21 protein-coding genes are annotated in these 22,261 nt (G+C 68.3%); 9 read left to right on the plus strand and 12 right to left on the minus strand.

Features of this window, described 5'->3' with window-relative positions; translation table 11 throughout:
• Positions 1 to 75 precede the first annotated feature (75 nt).
• A complete protein-coding gene (locus tag ASF77_RS00095) occupies positions 76 to 597 on the plus strand; it encodes a PaaI family thioesterase (protein WP_056332562.1) in 522 nt (173 codons plus the stop codon).
• Between the two features lie 42 nt (positions 598 to 639).
• Here the strand turns inward: ASF77_RS00095 and bdcA are convergent, their stop codons facing one another.
• A complete protein-coding gene (bdcA, locus tag ASF77_RS00100) occupies positions 640 to 1,353 on the minus strand; it encodes an SDR family oxidoreductase (RefSeq protein ID WP_056332565.1) in 714 nt (237 codons plus the stop codon).
• A gap of 73 nt (positions 1,354 to 1,426) precedes the next feature.
• Here bdcA and ASF77_RS00105 point away from each other — a divergent pair, with 73 nt between their 5' ends.
• Positions 1,427 to 2,017, plus strand: a complete 591-nt coding sequence (locus tag ASF77_RS00105; RefSeq protein ID WP_056332567.1) for a TetR/AcrR family transcriptional regulator — start codon at positions 1,427 to 1,429, stop codon at positions 2,015 to 2,017.
• Positions 2,018 to 2,099: 82 nt separating this feature from the next.
• On the opposite strand, the gene ASF77_RS00110 is transcribed toward ASF77_RS00105, so the two are convergent.
• Together ASF77_RS00110 and ASF77_RS00115 are read right to left on the minus strand one after the other, a co-directional pair.
• Entirely contained in the window at positions 2,100 to 2,642 is a 543-nt protein-coding gene (locus tag ASF77_RS00110) for a PRC-barrel domain-containing protein (protein WP_056332570.1), read from the minus strand.
• Positions 2,643 to 3,064: 422 nt separating this feature from the next.
• Positions 3,065 to 4,081 carry an SDR family oxidoreductase gene (locus ASF77_RS00115; RefSeq protein WP_056332573.1) on the minus strand — a complete coding sequence of 339 codons (1,017 nt, stop codon included), beginning with the start codon at positions 4,079 to 4,081 and terminating at the stop codon, positions 3,065 to 3,067.
• A gap of 172 nt (positions 4,082 to 4,253) precedes the next feature.
• On the opposite strand from ASF77_RS00115, the gene ASF77_RS00120 reads away from it, so the two are divergent.
• Positions 4,254 to 6,392: an NHL repeat-containing protein gene (locus tag ASF77_RS00120; RefSeq protein WP_056332576.1), complete on the plus strand. Its 2,139-nt coding sequence runs from the start codon at positions 4,254 to 4,256 to the stop codon at positions 6,390 to 6,392.
• A gap of 607 nt (positions 6,393 to 6,999) precedes the next feature.
• On the opposite strand, the gene ASF77_RS00125 is transcribed toward ASF77_RS00120, so the two are convergent.
• A complete protein-coding gene (locus ASF77_RS00125; protein ID WP_056332579.1) occupies positions 7,000 to 7,743 on the minus strand; it encodes a hypothetical protein in 744 nt (247 codons plus the stop codon).
• Between the two features lie 153 nt (positions 7,744 to 7,896).
• Between ASF77_RS00125 and ASF77_RS00130 the strand changes: the two genes are divergently transcribed.
• The 3 genes from ASF77_RS00130 to ASF77_RS00140 are packed head-to-tail and all read left to right on the plus strand — an operon-like array spanning position 7,897 to position 10,539.
• A complete protein-coding gene (locus tag ASF77_RS00130; RefSeq protein WP_156648686.1) occupies positions 7,897 to 9,174 on the plus strand; it encodes a sensor histidine kinase in 1,278 nt (425 codons plus the stop codon).
• 13 nt (positions 9,175 to 9,187) lie between these two features.
• A complete protein-coding gene (locus tag ASF77_RS00135; RefSeq protein ID WP_056332584.1) occupies positions 9,188 to 9,826 on the plus strand; it encodes a response regulator transcription factor in 639 nt (212 codons plus the stop codon).
• Positions 9,826 to 10,539 (plus strand): MipA/OmpV family protein, encoded by a 714-nt coding sequence (locus ASF77_RS00140; protein ID WP_229445158.1) that lies wholly within the window; start codon positions 9,826 to 9,828, stop codon positions 10,537 to 10,539. Before ASF77_RS00135 ends, ASF77_RS00140 begins: the two co-directional genes overlap by 1 nt.
• A gap of 10 nt (positions 10,540 to 10,549) precedes the next feature.
• On the opposite strand, the gene ASF77_RS00145 is transcribed toward ASF77_RS00140, so the two are convergent.
• The 6 genes from ASF77_RS00145 to ASF77_RS00170 form a co-directional block, all read right to left on the minus strand.
• Positions 10,550 to 11,116, minus strand: a complete 567-nt coding sequence (locus tag ASF77_RS00145; protein ID WP_056332590.1) for an outer membrane beta-barrel protein — start codon at positions 11,114 to 11,116, stop codon at positions 10,550 to 10,552.
• A gap of 182 nt (positions 11,117 to 11,298) precedes the next feature.
• Positions 11,299 to 14,133 (minus strand): Hsp70 family protein, encoded by a 2,835-nt coding sequence (locus tag ASF77_RS00150; RefSeq protein ID WP_056332593.1) that lies wholly within the window; start codon positions 14,131 to 14,133, stop codon positions 11,299 to 11,301.
• Positions 14,130 to 15,974 carry an Hsp70 family protein gene (locus ASF77_RS00155; RefSeq protein WP_373961388.1) on the minus strand — a complete coding sequence of 615 codons (1,845 nt, stop codon included), beginning with the start codon at positions 15,972 to 15,974 and terminating at the stop codon, positions 14,130 to 14,132. The genes ASF77_RS00150 and ASF77_RS00155 overlap by 4 nt, the downstream gene beginning before the upstream one ends.
• A 20-nt stretch (positions 15,975 to 15,994) precedes the next feature.
• Positions 15,995 to 16,576, minus strand: a complete 582-nt coding sequence (locus ASF77_RS00160) for a DUF2760 domain-containing protein (protein WP_056332596.1) — start codon at positions 16,574 to 16,576, stop codon at positions 15,995 to 15,997.
• Between the two features lie 213 nt (positions 16,577 to 16,789).
• Positions 16,790 to 17,269, minus strand: coding sequence for a VOC family protein (locus tag ASF77_RS00165; protein ID WP_056332598.1), 480 nt, complete (start codon positions 17,267 to 17,269; stop codon positions 16,790 to 16,792).
• 28 nt (positions 17,270 to 17,297) lie between these two features.
• Positions 17,298 to 17,744, minus strand: coding sequence for an SRPBCC family protein (locus ASF77_RS00170; protein WP_056332601.1), 447 nt, complete (start codon positions 17,742 to 17,744; stop codon positions 17,298 to 17,300).
• A 284-nt stretch (positions 17,745 to 18,028) separates the two neighbouring features.
• On the opposite strand from ASF77_RS00170, the gene pepA reads away from it, so the two are divergent.
• A complete protein-coding gene (pepA, locus tag ASF77_RS00175) occupies positions 18,029 to 18,880 on the plus strand; it encodes a flocculation-associated PEP-CTERM protein PepA (RefSeq protein ID WP_162244815.1) in 852 nt (283 codons plus the stop codon).
• 61 nt (positions 18,881 to 18,941) lie between these two features.
• Here the strand turns inward: pepA and ASF77_RS00180 are convergent, their stop codons facing one another.
• Positions 18,942 to 19,793 (minus strand): MBL fold metallo-hydrolase, encoded by an 852-nt coding sequence (locus tag ASF77_RS00180; protein WP_082493479.1) that lies wholly within the window; start codon positions 19,791 to 19,793, stop codon positions 18,942 to 18,944.
• 96 nt (positions 19,794 to 19,889) lie between these two features.
• On the opposite strand from ASF77_RS00180, the gene ASF77_RS00185 reads away from it, so the two are divergent.
• Positions 19,890 to 20,873, plus strand: a complete 984-nt coding sequence (locus tag ASF77_RS00185) for a GlxA family transcriptional regulator (RefSeq protein WP_056332606.1) — start codon at positions 19,890 to 19,892, stop codon at positions 20,871 to 20,873.
• A 4-nt stretch (positions 20,874 to 20,877) separates the two neighbouring features.
• Here ASF77_RS00185 and ASF77_RS00190 read toward each other — a convergent pair whose 3' ends face one another.
• A complete protein-coding gene (locus tag ASF77_RS00190; RefSeq protein WP_082493480.1) occupies positions 20,878 to 21,198 on the minus strand; it encodes a Dabb family protein in 321 nt (106 codons plus the stop codon).
• Between the two features lie 164 nt (positions 21,199 to 21,362).
• Between ASF77_RS00190 and ASF77_RS00195 the strand changes: the two genes are divergently transcribed.
• Positions 21,363 to 22,247, plus strand: coding sequence for an RMD1 family protein (locus ASF77_RS00195; protein WP_056332609.1), 885 nt, complete (start codon positions 21,363 to 21,365; stop codon positions 22,245 to 22,247).
• The last annotated feature ends 14 nt before the right edge of the window (positions 22,248 to 22,261 follow it).

The raw sequence follows: 22,261 nt of genomic DNA on the forward strand, positions 1-22,261 counted from the left end.
AGGCTGGCTTCGGCAAGATGTCATGGCATCCTGTACGCTATCCCATCGTTCAATAACAATGAAAGGGAGTCAGCGATGGGACTCGACGAAGTCATTGCCCGTTGGGAGCACGAAGAACAAGGCGTGCGTGCGCGTTTGATGGCGCCCGGCGTCGCCGCACACGAACAGGTGCGCACGCTTTCGGGCATGGAGATGTTCCAGGCCATCTTCGCCGGCGAGTTGCCGCCGCCGCCGATGGGCGAGACCCTCGATTTCGTGCCGATCCACATGGAACCCGGCGTCGCCATCTTCCAGGGCCGTCCCCAATTCAGGCATTACAACCCGCTCGGCACCGTCCATGGCGGCTGGTACGCCACGTTGCTCGATTCGGCCGTCGGCTGCGCCGTGCACACGATGCTCCCGGCGGGCAAGGGCTATACGACGCTGGAACTGAAGGTGAACATGGTGCGCGCCTTGAACAAGGACGTGCCTTTCGTCCGCGCTGAAGGCAAGGTGATCCATGCCGGAAAGCAGGTCGCGACGGCGGAGGGACGCATTGTCGGGCCGGATGGGAAGCTGTATGCGCATGCGACCACGACTTGCCTGATCTTCGGATAGCATGCGCATGCCCGTGGCCCGGCCGGTGCCGTCGGCCCGGGGTCAGGCGCCGAACGCGCCGTCGATCGTGTGCATCGCCCCGGTGACGAAGCCCGCCTCCGGCCCCGCCAGCCAGGCGACCATGCCTGCGACTTCCTCGGGACGGCCGTGGCGCTTGAGCGCCATGAAGCTGTGCATCAGATCGCGCATGGGGCCGTCGGCCGGATTCGCGTCGGTGTCGATCGGGCCGGGCTGCACGACGTTGATCGTGATCCCGCGCGGGCCGAAATCACGCGCCAGGCCCCGCGCCAGGCCTTGCAGTGCGGATTTGCTCAGGGCGTAGGAGGCCATCCCGGGCAGGGGCATGCGGTCGCCGTTCACCGATCCGATCACGATGATGCGACCGCCCGCCGGCATCTGCCGCGCGGCTTCCACCGACGCATGGTAGGGCGCCTGGACATTGATACGGAACAGGCGATCCACCGCATCCGGATCCTGCTCGAGCGCGTCGCCGAAGAGGGCGATGCCGGAATTGACTACCAGTACGTCCAATGCGCCGCTGTCGCGGACGCGGGCGATGACCGCATCGCGGTCGGCGCTGTCGGTCTGGAAGGCCGTGCTCCCGGTTTCCGCCGCGAGGAGCCGGGCCGCTTCCGGCGAGCCCGAGTAAGTGAACGCCACCCTGGCGCCGTCTGCCGCAAAGCGCCGTACGATGGCTGCACCGATGCCCCGGCTACCGCCGAGCACCAGCACCGATTTGTTCGTGAAATTCGTCATGACCACTCCTTTTTGATTAATGTAGCGCATGATACAATAATCGCCATCGCAGCTGTCAAGGAATTTTTTAGTGATGACTACAAAAATATCGGCCACCCGCGGGCGGCCGCGCCGGTTCGATCCGGACGAGGCGGTCGCCGTCGCGCAGCGCCTGTTTCATGAGAAGGGTTACGACGCCGTCAGCGTTACCGACCTGACCGATGCCCTGGGTATCAAGCCGCCCAGTTTCTACGCCGCCTTCGGCAGCAAGGCCGGACTGTACGCGCGCATCCTCGACCGCTACGCGCTGACGGGGGCGATTCCCCTGAAGCAGATCCTGGGCGCGGATCGGCCGCTGGCCGCATCGCTTGCCGCGTTGCTGGAGGAAGCGGCGCGCGCGTATGCCGCCGATGCGAGCGCAACCGGGTGCATGGTGCTAGAGGGGACGCGCTGTAACGACGCGCAGGCGCGTGAGCTCGCGCGCGGCTTCCACCTTGCCGCGCAGGACTTCATTCGTCAGGCCATCGCCGAACGGTATCCGCAGGAGGCGGATCGGGTGGCCGATTTCGTGACCACCACGATGGCCGGCCTGTCGGCCAGCGCCCGCCATGGGCAAAGCCTGGAGCGCCTGCTGGCGAGCGCGCGCCTGGCCGGCCAGGCGCTCGTCCACGCGCTTCCCGCCTGACCGGCAGACACAGGCCGCGTTGTGCCGGACGGGCAAGGCTGCATGCGGTCAGCGCATGCAGCGTCTACCTTCGACGCATGTCTTAACCGATATTGCTGCCGCGAATATGGCTCAGGCTCTTGTCGTCGCCCCCCGTGCCCGGGCTCGGATCGAGGCTGCGGCTCTTGCCCAGGCCGGATCCGTCATCCACTGTCGTGCCCGGCCCCATGGTCAGCGCGCTGCTGCGCTGCGGATCGGTGCCGTAGAAGCCGTGGATCTGGTTGGCCCAGTCGATGTCGGCCATGTCGGGCCAGGCATCCTTGTTGAAACCGGGCGCCGATTTCAGGCGTTCCTTTTCGACATTCAGCACGAAGCGGTGATTGGCCGTGTCGAGGTGCAAGGCCTGCCAGGGCACGGCGAACAGCTTTTCGTGCATGCCGAGGAAACCGCCGAAGGCAAGCACGACATAGGCGACTTGGCCGGTGTTCATGTCGAGCATGATTTCCTTGATGTCGCCGAGATCCTGCCCGGTGCCGTTGACGACGCCGTCGCCGATGAGGGTATCGGCGCCCATCAGCGCCGGCCCGGGGCCTGCGCTGCCGCTGCGTTTGTACATCCCGTACTTGTCACGATTTACATAGCCCATGTCGTTCTCCCTGGTCTGTGTGCGCATCGCTCGCAAAGCCGGCCTCCAGCAGGCCGCGGCCCTGCAAGACCCATCATAGGACGCAAACGCGCGGGGGTGCGCGCGCTTGTCGCACGCTTGTCACGCGCGCGTCATCAGCGCGCGTCACACTATGCGAGCTGGCGCACAGAGCAAGCTCAGCAATGTGATTATCCTGACAAGCAGTGTTTCGGAGACTACAACATGACCATTACTTCGCGCTGCAACCATCCAGGTCCGCTGGCAAAGCGGATTCCGACCGTGTCGCTGACTTCCTTGCTGGCAAGGTTGCTGCGCGGACGCTGAAAGAGCAGTAGAGTTCCGCTGCGCCGCCATCGATGACCTTGGTCTCGACGACCCTTGCGTCAGGCCGTCATGCCACAACCGACGCAAGGTAGGCCCGATCACGGATTGCCCGCACCTCCTGCCACCCCATACACCTGCCCGGTCGTGTAACTCGACTCGTCCGCCGCCAGCGTCACGAAGGCCAGCGCCAGCTCGGCCGGCTGGCCGGGACGTCCCATGGGCGAATCTTCGCCGAACTTTTTCAGGTTTTCCTGCGTCTGTCCGCCCGACACCTGCAGCGGCGTCCAGATCGGCCCCGGTGCGATCGCATTCACGCGGATGCCTTTCTTGCCCAGCTGCTTGGCCAGCGCTTTGGTGAAGGCAACCTGCGCCGATTTGGTCTGCGCGTAGTCGAGCAGGTTGGGCGAGGGGTCGTAGGCCTGCACCGAAGCGGTGTTGATGATGCAGCTGCCCGCCTTCAGGTGCGGTACGGCAGCCTTGGTGATCCAGAACATCGCGTAGACATTGGTCTTGAACGTCCAGTCGAACTGCTCGGTCGTGAGATCGAGGATGGAGTCCGTCGAGTGCTGGCGCGCGGCGTTGTTGACCACGATGTCGAGACCGCCGAGCTGGCGCACGGCTTCGGCCACCAGCTTGCGGCAAAAGGCTTCGTCGCGGATATCGCCGGGCAGGGCGACCGCCTTGCGTCCGGCGTCCTGGATCAGTTTCACGACCTCGCGCGCATCGGCTTCTTCCGCCGGCAGGTAGTTGATGGCGACATCGGCACCTTCGCGCGCGAACGCGATCACGGCGGCGCGGCCGATGCCGGAATCGCCGCCGGTGACCAGCGCCTTGCGCCCGGTCAGGCGTCCGCTGCCGCGATAGGTGGTCTCGCCATGGTCGGGACGCGGCGTCATCTTGCCCGCGAGGCCGGGCCAGGGTTGCGACTGGTTCTGGAAAGGCGGGCGCGGATAGCGGCTGGCCGCCTCGCGCGCGCGGCCGGCGGGCGGCTGGCCCGCCGCGGGATCGGCTTGCTGGGCGGCCGCCGGCACTGCCGCCACTGCGGCGAGGCCGCCGGCGACGGTGCCGACGAAACGGCGGCGCGCGGGCGCCGGCTTGTGATCGTTCGAATCCATGCATGCTCCTGAAGAGGGAAAGGAAGGGCCGCGATCGCGGTCGACGGCGGTAACTCATGGTAGCGATCTTCGGAAACCGGCGGCATACGGCTGAAGCTGGCAGGCCCTGTCCTGCCGTGCAAAGCGAACCGATCGGTTAGACTTGCGCTTTGCATAAGGATGGGTACCGGCAGTGAACCGAACAAGCAAGATCGCATCCCTGGCCGGCGCCGGCGTCCTCGTGGCCGCAGTGGCCGGCTACTTCATCGCGGGCCAGCGCGAACCGGCCGCGCCGGGCGCCGCTGCCGTGCTGCTGGCCAAGCCCGCGCCGACCAAACCCTTCTGGGCCGCGCGCATCTCTCCGCTCGCGGGCACCGGTGAAGACGGCGTGGTCGACGGGCCGCAGGCGCAGAGCCGCTTCAGCGACCCCTTCGGCGTCGCCGTCGACGCCCACGGCGTGGTCTATGTCGCCGACGGCGGCGACAGCAACCGCATCCGCCGTATCGGCCGCGATGGCGCCGTCTCCACCTTCGCCGGCGGGCGCGAAGGCTTCGCCGACGGCGCCGGCGCCGCGGCCGCCTTCCACACGCCTTCAGCGCTGGCCGTCGACCGCTTCGGCAACCTGTACGTGGCCGACACCGGCAACCACGCGATCCGCAAGATCACGCCGCAGGGGGGCGTCAGCACCCTGGCCGGCGACGGCCAGCCGGGATATGCCGACGGCCAGGGGCGCGCGGCGCGCTTCAATGCGCCCGTGGGCGTCGCGGTCGACGCGCGCGGCAACGTCTACGTGGCCGATACCTACAACGACCGCATTCGCCGCATCGCGCCCGACGGCAGCGTGAGCACGGTCGCCGGCGGCGCCCGGCCCGGCAATGCCGACGGCCCGGCGGCGGGCGCCTCCTTCGACACGCCGAGCGCGGTCGCCGTCGACAAGGACGGCAACCTGTTCGTGGCCGATACCGGCAACAATGCGCTGCGCCGCATCGGCGCCGACGGCATCGTCAGCACCCTGGCCGCGCCGCTCGAGGGCGAACGGCGGCCGCTGCTGCGCCGCCCGACCGGCCTGGCGCTGACGAACGATGGCTATTTGTATATCGCCGGCGGCGGCGGGCGCGTGCTGCAGCTGGCGCCGGGCGGCGAACTGCATGCCCTCGACGATGCCGACCGCCCGCCGGAGTCCACTTTCGGCAGCGACGGCAAGGTGCAGCTGTACGCGCCGCATGGCATCGCCGTCGAGCGCGACGGCAGCCTGGTCGTGGCCGACGCGCTGGCGCTGCGCGTGCTGCGCCTGGCGCCGCCGAAGGCGGGCGAACCGGCGCCGGCGCTGCCGGCGCCGGTGCCGGCAAAGCGCAGCACGCCGATGCCCTGGCCGGTGGGCCCGCAAGACATGCCGCACGAAGTCGTCGGCCTGATGGGCGAAGTGCGCGGCAGCTACGACGGCGAGAGCCGCGATCATTTCCATGCGGGCCTCGACGTGCGCGCCGACATCGGCTCGCGCGTACTTGCGATCACGGCCACCAAGGTCAGCGACCCGCATGCGAACTGGGGCTTCGGCTCGCTCAGCGAAGGCATCGCCATCGGGCCGCTGTCGTACATCCACATGCGGGTCGGGCGCGACACGCGCGACAAGCCGTTCGATGCGCGCTTCCAGATCCTGAAGGATGCGCGCGGCAAGCCGGAGCGGGTGCGCGTGCCGCGCGGGACGCGCTTCGCCGTGGGCGATGCGCTCGGCAGCATCAACAGCATGGCCCACGTCCACCTCGACTACTATCCGGGCGGATCGCTGGTCAATCCTTTGACGCTGCCGTTCCCGGGCGTGGCCGACACCATCGCGCCGCGCCTGCAAGGCGTGGCCCTGTACGACAGCATCGGCCGCCGCCTGGGCGCGAAGAAGGGCCAGCCGGTACGCGTGGCGCGCACGCTGGGCGAGGTCTCGATCGTGGCCGACGCCTACGACCAGATGGACGGCAACCTGGCGCGGCGCCGGCTCGGCTTGTATAAACTCGGCTACCAGCTGCTGCGGCTCGACGGCAGCGCGCTGCCGGGCTTCGAGCAGCCGCGCATCACCCAGGTCTACGACCGCCTGCCGCGCGAACGCGAAGCCGTCAAATTGCTGTACGCGGAGAACAGCGGCATCACGGTCTACGGCAGCAAGGCGACGCGCTTCGCCTATGCGGTCAACAACACGCTGCAGGGCGGACGCGTGGCGCCGGGTAGCTGGCAGGTGGGCGCCCTGGCGCCGGGCGACTACATCCTGCGCATCTATGCGGCCGATTACGCGGGGCAGGTGGCGGTCGAGGGGCGGGATCTGGCGATCACGGTGGAGTAGGGCGGCGCGAGGTTTCGACGGGTGCTTGAACGCGTGGGCGGCGTTCACGCAGCGTTCAGGCGAACCGTAGGGTGGGCGGGTTCTCCCGCCCACGCGTTCAACCAGCCTGCGAGCCGCCGCGGCGCGACGGCTATTCGTACAAGGTTCCCACCCCCAGCGGCCGCGACTGCGCCACCACCGTCCCCGCCGCCGGCCAGTGNGGGCGGGTCCTCCCGCCCACGCGTTCAACCAGCCTGCGAGCCGCCGCGGCGCGACGGCTATTCGTACAAGGTTCCCACCCCCAGCGGCCGCGACTGCGCCACCACCGTCCCCGCCGCCGGCCAGTGGCGTAGGGTGGGCGCCCCGTGCCCACGCGGCTACATACGCTATCTCGCGCTCCCAACGCCAACACGCTTCATCGTTCCGCGTGGGCACAGGGCGCCCACCCTACGGTCAGCAGCAGGACGTAGGGGGGCGGGTTCTCCCGCCCACGCGTTCAACCAGCCTGCGAGCCGCCGCGGCGCGACGGCTATTCGTACAAGGTTCCCACCCCCAGCGGCCGCGACTGCGCCACCACCGTCCCCGCCGCCGGCCAGTNACCAGCCTGCGAGCCGCCGCGGCGCGACGGCTATTCGTACAAGGTTCCCACCCCCAGCGGCCGCGACTGCGCCACCACCGTCCCCGCCGCCGGCCAGTCAGCAAACCGGTACAGCGCCACCTGGTACAAGCCCATCGTCGCGTTCTCGAACGGCTGCCCCGAGGCGATGGGCAGCGCCCGTTCGGCGCCGGCCGCGTCGCGGTGCACGATGCGCGGCGCCGGATCGCCCAGGCGGTAAATGAATTTCACCCCGGCGCAGCGCTTGCCCAGCAGGCGCCAGCGGTAGCCCGAGACCCGCTGCGCATCCAGCAGCTGCTCGCAGGCCGCGCGCAGGTCGGCGCCGGCGTACACGCCGTCGGGCCGCTCGCGGATCGAATAGCGGCCGTTGAACTGGTAGTGCCCTTTGTGGCGGTTCAGGCGCAGCACCGCGTCCTCCTCGAAGGCCTGTTTGATCAGCGGCAGTTCGGCGCGGCCGAGCGGGTCGACCGGGATCTCGGCCGCGGTGGTGGTGCCGCGCAGCTGGATGTGCAGGCCCTCCATCGGCAGATCCGGCTGCAAGGGACGGATCTGCATGTGGGCCTGGATCAGCGGCCGCGTGCGCGTATAGGCCTCGAAAAAATGGGCCGCCTTCCAGGCGCGCCGGTAGCTGTGCCATTCGGAGTCGCGCGCGGTACTCACGTAGACCCTGGCCGGGGTGGGTTCAGGTTCGGGTTCCGTTCCGTTGGCCGGCAGGGCCAGTGCCAGCAGGGCGCCGGCGAACATCGCTGTCTTCATTCGTTTCCATGGTGGTGCGGGGCGGTGCGGGCGATTCTAGGGTGCATGCGGATGCCCCACCCGTGCCGGAAGTCATGCCTCCTCTAGCGTAGGCTGTTCCACATCGCATGCCTCGCGTAGAATTGCCGGTCGGACTTATCATAACAGCAAGCAATGCACGCCAACCAATTCCACAGCAGGCCGCCCCCAGTCCGACGCTATGCCGCCGCCGCCTTGGCGACCGGCCTGGTGTTCGCCACCTCGGAGCTGGCCTCGCGCTGGCTGCGCGGCCCGGGCGGCGACAACCTGCACAATCCGGCCGGCATGATGGCGAGCGCGGTGGCGGCGCTGTTCACGCCGGCGCCGTCGCTGGTGCGGGCCGGTTCCGAGCGCGCCGAGCTGGCCCACCTGCTGTTCGTCGGCGCCCAGGGCTTGCTGGTCGTGTTGTTCCTCGCGCTGCTGGTACGCACCGTCTTCCATCCGGGCCGCACACCGGCGACGAGCGCGCTGCCGCTCGCCGCCCAGCTGGGCATCGGGGTGGCGCTCGACTCGCTCGTCTTCAGCCTGCTCGCCACGGTGCAGATCGCGGCCCTGCTTCCGCTGGCGCGCGGCCTGCGCTGGCTCCTGCTGCAGTTCGCGCTGGGCGTGGCGCTCGACGTGTTCCTGCTGCTGCAGATGTCCCACGCGGTGGGCGACGCCAGGCTGCAGACGCACCTGGCGGTGCTGACCTTCGAGCGCTGCCTGCTGCCGCTGGCTTTTGCGCTGGTCTGGCTGGTGCGCAAGGAGCACGCGGCGCGCCTGCGTCTGGCGCAGGCCCACGCCCAACTGCAGGCGACCCAGATGCTGCTCGGCGAGACCGTGCGCGCCTCCGAACGCATGCGCATCGCGCGCGACCTGCATGATTCGATCGGCCACCACCTCACCGCGCTCAACCTGCACCTCGACCTGGCGCTGCGCCAGGCCGCGGACGCGCCGCCTTCGCTGCACACCTCGCGCGAGCTGGCCCAGGGCCTGCTGGCCGAGGTGCGCGGCGTCGTCGGCGGCGCACGCCAGGAACGTGGCATCGACGTCGAGGCGGCTCTGCGCCTGCTGTGCGCCGGCATTCCGTCGCCCGTCATCGCGCTGCGCATCGGCGACCACATGAGCGACTGTTCGGCGGCGACGGCGCACGTCCTGTTCCGCTGCGTGCAGGAAGCGGTGACGAACGCGGTGCGTCATGCGAACGCGGCGCGCTTGAGCATCGACCTCGAACGCGATGGCGAACGAATCACCGCGCGCATCGCCGACGACGGCCAGGGCAGTACGCGGCCCGAGGGCAACGGCCTGCGCGGCATGCGCGAACGCGTGGCGGAACTGGGCGGTACGCTGGACGCCGGCAACGCGCCAGGACGGGGCTTCCGCCTGGCGCTTTCGTTGCCGCTTTCGCTGCCGCTGGCAGAGGTAGCGGCATGATTGGGGTGGAGTCATGATCCGGATAGTGCTGGTGGACGACCAGACCCTGGTGCGCAGCGGTATCCGCGGCCTGCTCGAGCTCACGCCCGACATCCGTGTGGTGGCCGAAGCGGCCGATGGCGCAGCCGCCCCGGCCGTCATCGCCGCGGCGCAGCCGGACGTGCTGCTGCTCGACGTGCGCATGCCCGAAGTGTCCGGCATCGAACTGCTGCGCCGCGCCGGGACGGCGCTGCCGCCAACGATCCTGCTGACCACCTTCGACGACGACGAGGCCCTGTTCGAGGGCATGCGCCTGGGCGCGCGCGGCTTCCTGCTGAAGGACATCTCGCTCGAACGCCTGGCCGAGGGCATCCGCAGCGTCGCCGCCGGCGCCACCCTGTTCCGGCCGGCGCTGACCGAGCGCACGCGCGCCTCCTACGAGCGCAGCACGATTGCGGGAGCCGTGCCGGCCGCGGGACAGGTGGCGCTCACCAGCCGCGAAACCGAGATCCTCGCGCTGATGGCGGCCGGCTTCAACAATGCCGAGATCGCGGCGGCGCTGGGCCCGAGCGAAGGCACGATCAAGAACCACGTGTCGAGCATCCTCGCCAAGCTGGGCGTGCGCGACCGCGTGCGCGCCGTGCTGCGCGGGCTGGAAACGGGATGCATCTGATGGCGCCGCGTCGCCTCGTCGCCGTGCTCGCCTTCCTTAACGCTGCCGCTGCCGGCGCGTCTCCCTTCATGATGCCCGAAGGGACGCGCGAACTGGCCGTCGGCGCGGTGCTCGGTAGCCGCGAGGAGGACGAGGGCGGCGGCAAACGCGCGGCCTACCTGATGCCCTATCTCGATGCGCGCTGGAGCAATGGCGTGTTCCTGCAGGGCTTCACGGTCGGCATGCAGCTGTCCGAAGCGCCCGGCATCGGCTACGGCCCGCTGCTGACGCTGGGGCGTGAGCGCAGCGCCAGGCCAGGACGCGATACGCGCCTGCTGCCCGTGTTCGGCGCCTTCGTGGAATATCGGCTGCTGCACAATCTGCAGCTGGGTGTGGACACTTACCGCATGGCGGGCAGCCGCGGCGGCACGACGATGAACCTGCAGCTGGCCACCCACCACAGCCTGGCGGCGCAGCACACGCTGGTAGTGGGCGCCGGCCTGCGCCTGGCCGACCGGCGTTACCTGCGGGCGCAGCTGGGCGCCGAGCCGGATGCGTCGGGCGGCGTCAAGGACAGCCACGTCGAAGGACGCTGGGAGTGGGAGCCGAACCCGAAGTACCGGGTCTTCGTCGGGTTCGACGCCAGGCGCCTGCATGGCGCCGCCGCGCGCGGCGCGTTGGTCGAACGGCGCAACAGCGTCGGTTACTCGCTGATGCTGCTGCGCAGTTACTAGGAACCGTTTTTCAAAAGCTGAACCTGGCGCCGGCTTCGAGCTTCATCATCCGGTGCAGGGTGTTCGTGGTACGCACGGTGCCGTAGTGGTTGAAGTCGAGCGTCAGCGCCGCGTTCGGCGTGACGTCGTAGCTGACGCCCGCGCCGAACATCGCGCGCAGCGCATGGTGGCGCTCGGGGCCCTTGCCCGCGTGCTGTTCCTGGAAATGGCGCGCCGCGCCCAGCTTGCCGGCGACCGACCAGGTGTCGCTGAAGCGGTGCGTTGCGCGCAAGGCCGCGTACACCAGGTTCGACTTGAAGGTGACGTCGTAGGGCGCGCCCGTGTCGGCCCTGGCGTAGCGCGCGGTCTGGTTGGCGGCCCAGCCGGCTTCCAGCGCGAAGCGGTTGTCGAAGGCGTAGCCGCCGTACAGCTTGCCGAAGCCGACATGGTCGTCGACCTCGGGCGCGCCGGCCACGCCGGGCGCGCGGTAGTGCAGGGTGCCGCCGGACACCGTGGCGCCCACATAGACTTTCTGGGCCTGGGCGGACGGGGCGAGCAGGAGGACGGCGAGGGCGGTTAAGAGGAGGGACTTGGACATGGTGCTTTCCTTGGTTGGTGGAGACCAGATTCTAGGAAAGCGCTTCGATGGGCACATGTGCCATCGGTCATGCATACGGTGTCGCGCGGTTTCATGTCGTGGTTGAACGCGTGGGCGGCGTTCAGGCAGCGTGGAGGCGAACCGTCGGGTGTAGCCGCCCTACGTGTTGCTAGCGCGGTCGGTCAGCGCAACAGCTTCAAGCCCGGCGGCAGCGCCTCGCCCAGCATGCGCGTCGCGCTGGCCTGATCCAGCTCCACAACCTCGCGCACCATCGCCGTCCAGGCGGGCGGTGCGCCGATCGAAGCCAGGCGGCGCAACACCTCGGCGCGCACCGGTTCGCCAATGTCGCGCGAACGATCGCCCGTCATGCGCGCGATGTGGGTGGCGGCGAAGCCCGCCGGTTCGATCTTCTTCCAGTCCAGCAGCAGGAGCTTGCCCAGCCACTCCTCGGCGGCTTCGCGCGGCGCCACCTCGTGCGCGCTGGCGTGGAAGGACTGGCGTGCGCCGACCCGGCCCAGCGCCCACAGGTAGCGCGTGTAGGCGGCCAGCGTCTTCGCGTCGAGCTTGGCGGCGGCGCGCGGGATGGCCTCGATCTGCTCCATCATCCAGTGGCCGATCTCCGCCTTGTAGGCCGCGGGAATGCGTTCGAGCGAGGCGCCCAGGCGCAGCATGTCGTCCTCGCTGCCGTCGACCAGGGTGATGGGGCGCTTGCCGCGCTCGGAAGCGTCGGCCTGCAGGTTGAAGGCGAAATCGTCCAGCAGGCGCAGCTGCGCTTCGGTGTCCAGGCCGCCGGCCACGCGCCGCCATAGCGTCCACCATTCGGCGCGCACCTGCGTGTCCTTGTGATACTGCACGCCGGTCTCGAACATGGCCCACAACTGCTCGATGCGCCAGCCGTCGAGCGCGTCGCCGAAGCCCGGACGCAGGCAGAAGCCCGCCAGGTTGAACCAGGCGCGTTCGTGCTCGCTCGAGCGGCGCCGGCCCCTGGCGCGTTCCATCAGCGCGTCGAACAGGCGCCGCAGCAGGGGCGTGGCCCAGGCTTCGCGCCGGCCCAGCAGGTGTTCCAGGCTGGCGCGCAGCTGGCGCACCTCCTTCGCATCGACGGCTTTCGAGCGGGTGCCGAAGACGCGCTCGATCTTCTCAATCGCGGCCTCAAACTGCGGCGGCAGCGTCTCGAGTTCCAGTACTTCCTCCTGGCTCTCCGCGTCGCGCAATTCGAAGGCCAGCTGCCAGCGCGCGCCGCCGTCTTCGGCCACGCAATGCACTTCGAGCGAACCGACTTCGCTCAGCGACGCCGCCAGCTGCACCGCGACTTCGCTGCGCGGCGCAGCGCCGGGCGCGGCGCGCAGCACGGTGGCGATCGGCGGCAGGCGCACCACATCGTCCGGCGCCAGCTCCACCAGGTCGCCGGGGCGTGGCGCTGCGCCCGCATCGGCCACCGTCGACACCAGGTGGAAGCGCACCGGCCGTCCCAGGCGCAGCGCGAAGCTGCGCTCGTGCAGGCGCACTTCGACGCCCGCCGCCGTGCCGCGCGGGAGCAGGCAGACGGCGCACAGGCCGCCGCTGCCGCGTTCGCCGTCGAGCAGCAGGTAATAGCTGCGCGCGGCGCCGCTTTCGATGGCGGGCGCGGCGCCCTGGCGCGCCAGCGAATAGGCGACGCCGCCGCGGGCGACGGCGACATCCGGGTCGAGGTTGTGCAGGATGCGCAGCGGCGCACCGCGCCACTGCGCCAGTGTGTCGGCCAGGCGTTCGGCCAGCGCCTGGCCGCGGAACACGCCGCCGTTCAGGAGCAGGGTGTCCGGCACGGGCAGCGTATCGTCGTCATCAGGCAGCCCGAGCGCTTCGCGCGCCGCCGCCGCGTGCTGGCGCAGGAAGCCGGCCAGGTGGCGCGTGACGGCCGGATCGCTCGCATACGGCAGGCCGAATTCGACGATGCCGGCGCGCGCGCGGCGGGCGCTTTCCTGCGTGTCGTTCAGAGGGAAGAAGCCGTCCAGCACGACGCGGCCGATGTCCGCGCGCGTGAGTGCGGCCTTGCGGCTGGCGCCGATCAGGCGCGCGCCGGCGCCGAGCAGCGTCACCAATACTTGTTCGGGCGCGTCCACGGCGAGGAGCTGTTCCTTGGCCGCGCGGCAGCGTTCCGTCAGCTGGGCCAGGCGCGCGGCCGACAGGCGTGCGCGCGGCGCATCAGGGCCGTCCTGCTCGGCCATGCGCGCCTCGACCAGGTGCGCCAAGGCCAGATCCATGTTGTCGCCGCCGAGGATCAGGTGGTTGCCCACGCCGATGCGTGTGAGTTGCGGCGCGCCGTCGACGAGTTCGACCTTGACGAGACTGAAGTCGGTGGTGCCGCCGCCGACGTCGGCCACCAGCACCAGTTTGGCATCGGCCAGCTCCTCAGCCAGTGTCGCGCGGTGGCGGTACAGCCAGTCGTAGAGGGCCGCTTGCGGTTCCTCCAGCAGGCGCAGTTGCGGCAGGCCGGCCAGTGCCGCCGCTTCCAGCGTCAGCGCGCGCGCGCCCTCGTCGAAGGAGGCGGGCACGGTGAGCACCAGCTCCTGCCGTTCCAGCGGCTGCTGCGGAAAGCGGGTGTTCCAGTTGGCGCGCAGGTGGGCCAGGTAGCTGGCGCTGGCGGCCACCGGCGAGACCTTCGGCACCTCGGGCTCGGCGCCCCAGGGCAGGATGGCCGCCATGCGGTCGACGCCCGGATGCGAGAGCCAGCTCTTGGCGCTGGCCACCAGCCTCCCCGGCGTCGCCGCGCCCAGGCTGCGCGCCAGGCGGCCGACGGCAACCCGTTCGACGCCGGCGACGTCAGGCTGCTGCCAGGGCAGCTGCAGCTGACCCGGCCCGAGTTCCTCGGAAGAGGGGTGATAGCGGTTCGAGGGCAGCAGCGGCGCGCCGGCCACTTCGCCGGGCGCGACCAACTGGTCGATCGAAAACAGCGTGATGTCGGCCGCACCCGGTGCGGCATAGGCCAGCACCGTGTTCGTGGTGCCGAGATCGATGCTGACCAGGTAAGGCGTCACTGTTCTGTCGTCGTGCGAACGTCGAATTCGACTTTCCAGCGCTGGCCGTCACGCGCCACCGCCGCCAGTTCCAGGGTGCCGGCTTCGGTGGCGAGGGCATGCAGCTTGACCTGCACCACGTCGCCCGGCATGCGTCCGTCGGCCGGCAGGGTCGCCTGGATCTCGTTCTGTTCCTGCAGCTCGTCCGGGCCCCAGAAGTCGAGCACCTCGCCGATCTGGTCTTGCCGGCGCGTGGTCGAACCGAAGAAGCGGAAGTGGACGGGCTCGCCCACGACCAGGCCGAATTCCTGGCCCGGCAGTTCGAGTTCGCTGCCTTCTTCCATGCCGAAGGGCGCCACGCACAGGGCCTGGATCGGCGGCTCCATGCCGGGAATGGCCGGCATCGACGATTCGACGCCGACGTAGTAGGAACGGGCCGTGCCGCCGCGGATGCGTACGCCGCCGCCGCGCCGCGCATAGCTGTAATAGGCTGCGCCGCGCGCGACGGCGAGATCCAGGTCGGCGCCTTCGAGCATGCGCGCCGGTTCGGCCCCTTCCATGTAGAGCCAGTCGTTGATGGTGTCCATCACGCGCTGGGCGAGGATGCTTGACTTGAACACGCCGCCGTTGAACAGCACCGCGCTCGGATGCAGGAAGCTGTGTTCGGCCGAGACCCGGCCTTCAAAACCTGCGAGTTCGGCGGTGGCGCCGGCCTGGCGCGCCAGGAAGGCGGCCAGGTGCTTCGTGACGGCGGCATCCTGCGCGTAGGGCAGGCCCAGTTGCGTCAGGCCGGCGCGGGCGCGCACGGTCGGGCGGGCCGACGCTTCCACGCGCGGGAAGAAACCGTCGGTAATAAATGTGGTGACTTCCTCGCGCGTGAGTTCGGTGCGGATCGAACCGCCGATCAGTTTCGAGCCGCGGCTCGGCACGACGATCGGCCAGGTCGTGGCGTTGGCGTCGGCCAGCAGGTGTTCCTTGGCGGCGCGGCAGCCGTAGGTCAGGGCGCGCATCTGCCAGGCATCGAGCTGGGTGCCGTTGCTTGCCAGCTTGCGCGCGACCAGGTGGGCCAGCGCCAAGTCCATGTTGTCGCCGCCGAGCAGGATGTGGTCGCCCACGGCCACGCGGTGCGGTTCGAGCTTGCCGTCCACTTCCAGGATGGCGATCAGCGAGAAGTCGCTGGTGCCGCCGCCGACGTCGACCACCAGCACGATGTCGCCCGCTTTCACTTGCTTGCGCCAGCCGCCGCCGCTGCCCTGGATCCAGCTGTACAGGGCCGCCTGCGGTTCTTCCAGCAAGGTGGCCGAGGTATAGCCGGCATTGCGCGCCGCTTCCGCGGTGAGTTCGCGCGCGCCGGGATCGAAGGAAGCGGGGATGGTGACGGTGACCTGCTGCTGGTCGAAAGGCGCGTCCGGATGGGCACTGTCCCAGGCGCGGCGCAGGTGCTGCAGATAGCGCGTCGAGGCCTCCAGCGGCGAGACGCGCGTGACTTCGTCCGGCGCGTCCGACGGCAGGATGGCGGCGCGCCGATCCACGCCCGGATGGCAGAGCCAGCTCTTGGCCGAGGAGACCAGGCGGATCGGCGTGGTGGCGCCGCGCGAACGCGCCATTTCGCCGGCCACGGCGGTCTCGCCGTCGGTATTCCAGGGCAGCGCCAGTTCGCCCGGCGCCAGTTCGTCCGGGTGCGGCAGGTAGAGGAAGGAGGGCAGCAGCGGCAAGGCTTCGACCGTGCCCGGTGCGCTCAGCTGCGGGATCGGCAGCACGCCGTGGGCGGTGGTCTCGCCGTCGCTCGCTTCCAGGTCGACATACGACAGCGCGCTGTGCGTGGTGCCGAGGTCGATGCCGATGGCGTAACGGGAGTTCACGGGTGCAATCGCAGGCGCGTTCACAGTTCCACCTCGGCGGGAGCGAGCACGCTGGCGTCGTGTTCCTTGGCCAGCTGCGGCAGGCGTACCTCGCTTGCCTTCCAGCCGCGGTGGCTCAGGGTGCCCTTGAACGGCGCCTTGCCGACCACGTTGCCGGTCAGGCGCACGCTGGCGGCATCGAAACCTTCTTCCAGCGTGACGCGGCTTCCTTCGGCTTCGCCGCGCACTGGCTGGATCGTGAAGTGATCCTTCAGCACGCGCGCGCAGCCTTCGTGCACGACGCGGGCGGCGGCGCCGATGTCGGCGTCGGCGTAAGAAGCCAGGTTTTCGTGGGCGAAGTCGATCAGGCGCGCCTCGCGTTGCAGCAGGGTCAGCAGCTGCAGGGCGGCGTCCGGGGTGGCTTCGCGCAGCAAGACAGGCGCGGGGGCGACCGGGGCCGGCGTCGGAGCAGGTGCGGGGGCAGCGGTCGGGCCGGCTACCGGGCCGACCTGGTCATCGCGCACGCGCGCGGCGAATTCGGCGTCGCCGATGGTCTTGAAAAAGGTGCCGAAGGCGAGGGAGAGCCGGCTCCAGAAAGAGGGCAGTTGGGTCGGTGTGCTCATTCTTGATGTTCTGTAGGTTGAAGGACTGGCGCGCTGTCGGACAGCGTCGGGGCCGGATCCAGGCAAACGCGAATGATACCAGTTCGACCACAGACTATGCGCGCACGCAGCTGCCACTTCAGCCCATATGCTGCCCTGCTGGAGGATTGCAATACCTGCGTTGGAGAGGGCAGGGCTGGGTTGCCGGACACAGCCCTGGGCACACGAGCGCGCTCAGCCCCGTACCGCCGCCTCGATCGCCGCCACGTCGATCTTCCTCATCCCCATCATCGCCTCGAAAGCGCGCCGCGCCACCGCCTTGTCCGGGTTGGCGATGGCGTCGGTGAGCACGCGCGGCGTGATCTGCCAGTTCAGGCCCCATTTGTCCTTGCACCAGCCGCAGGCGCTTTCCTGACCGCCATTGTTCACGATCGCATTCCAGAGACGGTCGGTTTCAGGCTGGTCGTCGGTGGCGACCTGGAAGGAGAATGCTTCGGTCTGGGGGACGAGCGGGCCGCCGTTCAGACCGAGGCAGGGGATGCCCATCACCGTGAACTCGACGGTCAGGACATCGCCTTCCTTGCCGGACGGGAAGTCGCTGGGTGCGTGATGGACGGCTTTGACTGCGCTGTCGGGAAACGTTTCGGCGTAAAAGCGCGCGGCCTCGAGCGCGGTGCCGTCGAACCAGAGGCAGATCGTGTTCTTGCTGACCATGGTGTTTCTCCTTTCGTTAGTAGGGGATTTATTCCTTGATTTCCGCTTCTGTCAGCTGCGCCAGCTGCTGCAGCGACTCCTGCCAGCCCAGATAACAAGCCTCCGCCGGAATCATCGCAGGAATGCCTTCCTGGCGGATGCGCAGTTCGACCCCGCAAAAGACTTCGCGCAGGCTCACCGTGGTGAGCATCCGGCCCGGCAGGTTCGGATCGTCGAACTCGTCCGTGTAGCAGAGACGGGTTCCCGGTTCCAACTCCAGGTATTCGCCGCCGAAGGCCTGGCTGGCGCCGGTGGTGAGGTTGGTGAAGGACATCCGGTAGCGGCCGCCGACGCGCACGTCGGCCTCGTGCACGGTGCCGAAATAGCCGTGCGGCGGCAGCCATTTGGCGAGGGCGGCGGGCGTGGTGAAGGCGCGGTAGACGCGCTCGGCATTGGATTTCAGGACGCGGTGCAGCTCGACGGTATTCGTGGACATGATCGATCTCCCTTGTTTGAACGCAGAGGACATCCCTCTGGCGCTACGACGAACGGCGGGTTCCGTATTCGACACCGAAACCGGATTTTTTTCGCAGCCCGGCAGCCTTGCGCAGGCCGCGCCAGCTACTGCCGAGTTCGGAATTCTTTACATTTTTATTACTGTTGAGTTAACAATAACGCGTAAGTGATTGATATCTATGCCACTAGCGTAGCTGGTACGGGGGTTGCTAGTAATGAAATGCTGTGCCTACGCTCGATCAATCACTGATGAGGAATCCGGTCATGAAACTTTTGAAAAAATTGGCTTGTGCTACTGCCGTTGCAATGTCGATGGGCGCCGCCCAGGCGGCTCCGGTGCTGAACAACTGGGTATTCAATCCCAACGGCGGCGGCTTCGCCGACGGGCAGACGATCAACGAATACCTGGACGTGAACGGCAATTCCTTCATCCAGATTACTCCAGGCAGCGGATCGAGCTTCACGTTCAGGGAACACGCCGTGTTCAACATCGATCAGGCCGACAGCAATGGCCAGGACTTCGACGACAATTACGCTGGCGGCAATATTTCCGCTACCTTCGAAGCGACCGGCACCGGTAACTTCGGCGGCGCCTTCACCTTCACTGGCGGCACGATCCGCATGTACCAGAACGAAACCAACCAGTATTCGAGCACGGCCGGCATCTACGGCGCCAACCTGGGCAATGAAATCGCGGTCTTCACCGTGATGGCCGGCGGCGGCGGCCTGGTCGATGCGAGCGGCTCGCCGACGAACAATGGTCAAATCACCGTGTTCGCACGTGCCGCGGCGGGGGCGCTGGATGAGGGTTATTTCTTCCGTGAAAACGGAGATGACCTGTCGATGGAATCGATCATGGCTTTTGCCTTTACCAACGCTAATACCATCGGTAGCCCAACCCAGACCCTGGTGAGCGAAGTCGCCTGCGAATACGCCGGCTTCACGGGTAACGGCTGCAACGGCCAGGCCTACGCGAATACCCCCACCTATTTCTTCGTCAGCAATAACGGTCAGTTCAAGCTGTCCGAAGTGCCGGAGCCGGGTTCGCTGGCCCTGTTCGGCATCGCCATCCTGGGCGCCGGTGTGGTGGCACGCCGCCGTACCGCCAAAGTCTGAGCAACCGAGCTTGGCAAGAAAGGAGTGGGTGCGCCCACTCCTTTTTCTTTTCCGGCGCAGCTCAGAAGCGGTAGGCCTGCCCGTCGTCCGGCACCAGCACGCGCGCTGCGTCCATGCCGGTGTCGCGCACATAGTCGAGCAGCTCGCGGCGCGACTGCATCATGTGGTTGAAGGCTTCCATGTGGATGCCGATGACGGTGGCGCCGGGCGCCGCGTCGTGCGCGCGCTTCAGGTCTTCCTTGCCCATGATGATGGCGCCGTCGAAGCCTTCGATGCGCGCATAGCCCGTGTTCAGGACAATGATGTCAGGTTGCCAGGTGGCGATCGCTCTGTCCACCTCGGGCGTCCAGACCGTGTCGCCGGCGATGTACACGGTCTTGCCCTCGTCGCCTTCGTCGCCCTCGCCACGCAGCACCACGCCCACCGTCTCGCCCAGGAAGCTGCCCAGCATGGCCATGTGGGTCTCGCTGCCGTGCTGACCCGTGACCGGGTGCAGGCGCACGCCGCGAAATGCGCTGTCCGCGCCCAGCACGCGCACATCCGTGAAACCGTCGCGGCGGATGCCGGCGGCGTCGTCCTCGTTCTGCACGAACATCGGGATGTCTTTCGGGAGCGCCGCCTTGGCGCTTGCATCCCAGTGGTCGGGATGGATGTGGGTAAGGATCACGGCGTCGGCCTGGACGATCTCCGCGACCCGCAGGGGTAGCTCGACCGTCGGATTGCGCAGGTGGCTGTTCATCGTGCCGGGAAAGCCGGGGAAGCTATCCTTTTTCGCCAGCATCGGGTCGACCAGGAAGGTGGTGGTGCCGAAGCGGAGCTTGACGGTGGCGTTGCGGATCAGCTGGAAGCCGAGGCCGGCGGCGCCGGACGGAATGCGCGCGGCGGCCGTGTCGAGGGTGGGGACGAGGGTCATGGACGTGTTCCTGTTGTTGTGAAGGTGAAGCCATTGTCGGCCTCCTGGCCCGGCGGCAACAGTGGCCCGAAGGTCGATGTTCGATATAATCGGGCCATGACCATCGCTTCTTCTTCCCGCCCGCAACGCATCGCCGTCGTCGCCTTCGAGGGCATGACGCCTTTTCACCTGTCGGTTCCTTGCCTGGTGTTCGGTACCGATGCCGGCGCCGAGCCGGGCTTCGAGGTACTGGTCTGCGCCGCCGAAGGCCGGCCGCTACGCACGGCCGCCGGTTTCGTCATCGCCGTCGAGCGCGACCTGTCGGCCATCGACGAGGCCGACATCGTCGTCATGCCCGCCTGGCACGAAGACTGCCGGCGCGCGCCGGACGAATTGATCGAGCGCCTGCGCCGCGCCCATGCCCGCGGCGCGCGCGTGGTGGGCTTGTGCCTGGGCGCCTTTCCGGTGGCGCAGGCCGGTCTCCTCGACGGCAAGACCGCGACCACGCACTGGGAACTGGCCGCCGCCCTGGCGCGGCGCTATCCGAAGGTGAAGGTGAACCGGGAAGTGCTGTATGTGGACGAGGGTAATGTCCTGACCTCGGGCGGCGTGGCTGCGGGGCTCGATTGCTGCCTGCACCTGCTGCGCGAACTGCGCGGTGCGGAAGTGGCCAACCGAGTGGCGCGGCGCCTGCTCATCGCGCCGCACCGGCAGGGCGGCCAGGCCCAGTTCATCGAGCATCCGCTGCCCTCGAAGGCGAGCGAAGGGCGCTTCGCGGAAGTGCTGGACTGGGTGCTGCACAACCTCGCACAGCCGCACGGCATCGACGCCCTGGCCGAACGCGCGGCCATGAGCCGGCGGCATTTCACGCGCCATTTCCGCCAGGCGACCGGCACCTCGTTCAAGCAGTGGCTGCTGAGCCAGCGGCTGGCCCAGGCCCAGCGCATGCTCGAATGCACCAATGTGCCGATCGAAGTGGTGGCGGGCGAAGCCGGTTTCGGCACGGCGCTGTCATTGCGCCAGCATTTCAAGGCGAGCCTGCATACCTCGCCTTCGCATTACCGCCGCCAGTTCCGCGCCGGCCAGGCCGGCGCGGCATGAGCGATCATTTCGCCCAGTAGTCGACCACCAGCGAACGCGCCAGGCAGGCGCCCAGGGTGGAAACGAAAGCAGTATGGGCCGGATGCACGAGGTAGACGTCGCGGTCTTCGTTGCTGCCGAAGGTCAGCGTGAAGCAGTGGGTGAAGCCGTCGTTCAGGCCTTCCGGGCTGACGTTGGTGCCCCATTCATAGGACACGATGCCGGGAACGGCCTGGGCGAGGGCGCCGAAATCGGCGACGACGGTATCGATCTGTTCGGCGCTGGCCTCGTTCTTGAAGGAGAAGAGGACGACGTGGCGCAGGGCGGCGGACGAATTGGCGGTCATGGCGGCGTGGATGATTGAAGAGATACGCGATCTTACACGGGCTGTGACCGGGCTTGCGCCTGCTTGCTTTCGTGCCGGGGATATCGGCGCATCCGCTATGATGAGGCCAGCGCCGCTGACTCGGCAGCGATCCCGACCACCTTGCGCGAAGCACACGAGCACTCATGGACAGCCACATCGACCGAAAGCAGATCCGCTGGAATCCGCGCCCGCGCAAGCGCGCGGGCCTGCACCTGAAAACCGAGAAGCTGCCCTACCAGCGGCCCGTCATTCCCCAGCTCCAGTTCAGCGCGAGCGCCATCATGGTGGCCGAGCGCATGGACTTGCGCACCTTGTCCGGCTTCGAGATCATCGCCAAATCGCCCTACATGGTGAAGCTGGGCGAGGGCGGTATCGCGGCCTTGTTCCGCTACGGCGCGGTGGTGCTGTTCAACGCCTCGAGCAGCGAAAAGGCGCGCCTGCTGCAGACGATCGCGGCGCATTCTTCCGGCGAGGGCGACATCGGCGCCGAGGAAACGGCCATGATCCACGTCGGCCCGGACGACGAGGAAGGCCCCGCGGGCCAGTACATCAAGATCAAGAATGCCGATCGCCTGCGCCTGCAGCTCATCGCCGAGGTGATGGCGAAGGCCACCATGCTGTCCTTCCAGGAGCGGCGCGCCGCGCGCGACTTCGACCGCAGCGAACCGCTGGCGCGCGACCTGGCCGAGGACGGACGCTTCTCGGCGAAACCGTCCGAACTCCTGAAGGCGGTCGGCAACATGCTGCTGGCCGAAAACCGCCTCAATGGCCGCGCCGGCGTGCTCGATCGCCCGGATCTGCTGTGGGATAACCCGGGCCTGTCTGGCCTGTACGCCAGGCTGGAAGGCGACTACGAACTGCACGACCGCGCGTCCGCCCTCGACCGCAAGCTCACGACCTTGTCGCATACCTCGGAAACCCTGGTCGAAACCATGCGCTACCACAGCTCGCACAGGCTGGAGACGGCGATCTTCCTGCTGATTTTCGTCGAGCTCTGTCTGGGTTTATACGGCCACTTCGGCCACTAAGAGCGCCTAACGCT

This window comes from Massilia sp. Leaf139 (genome assembly GCF_001424165.1).
Classification (GTDB): Bacteria; Pseudomonadota; Gammaproteobacteria; order Burkholderiales; family Burkholderiaceae_D; genus Telluria.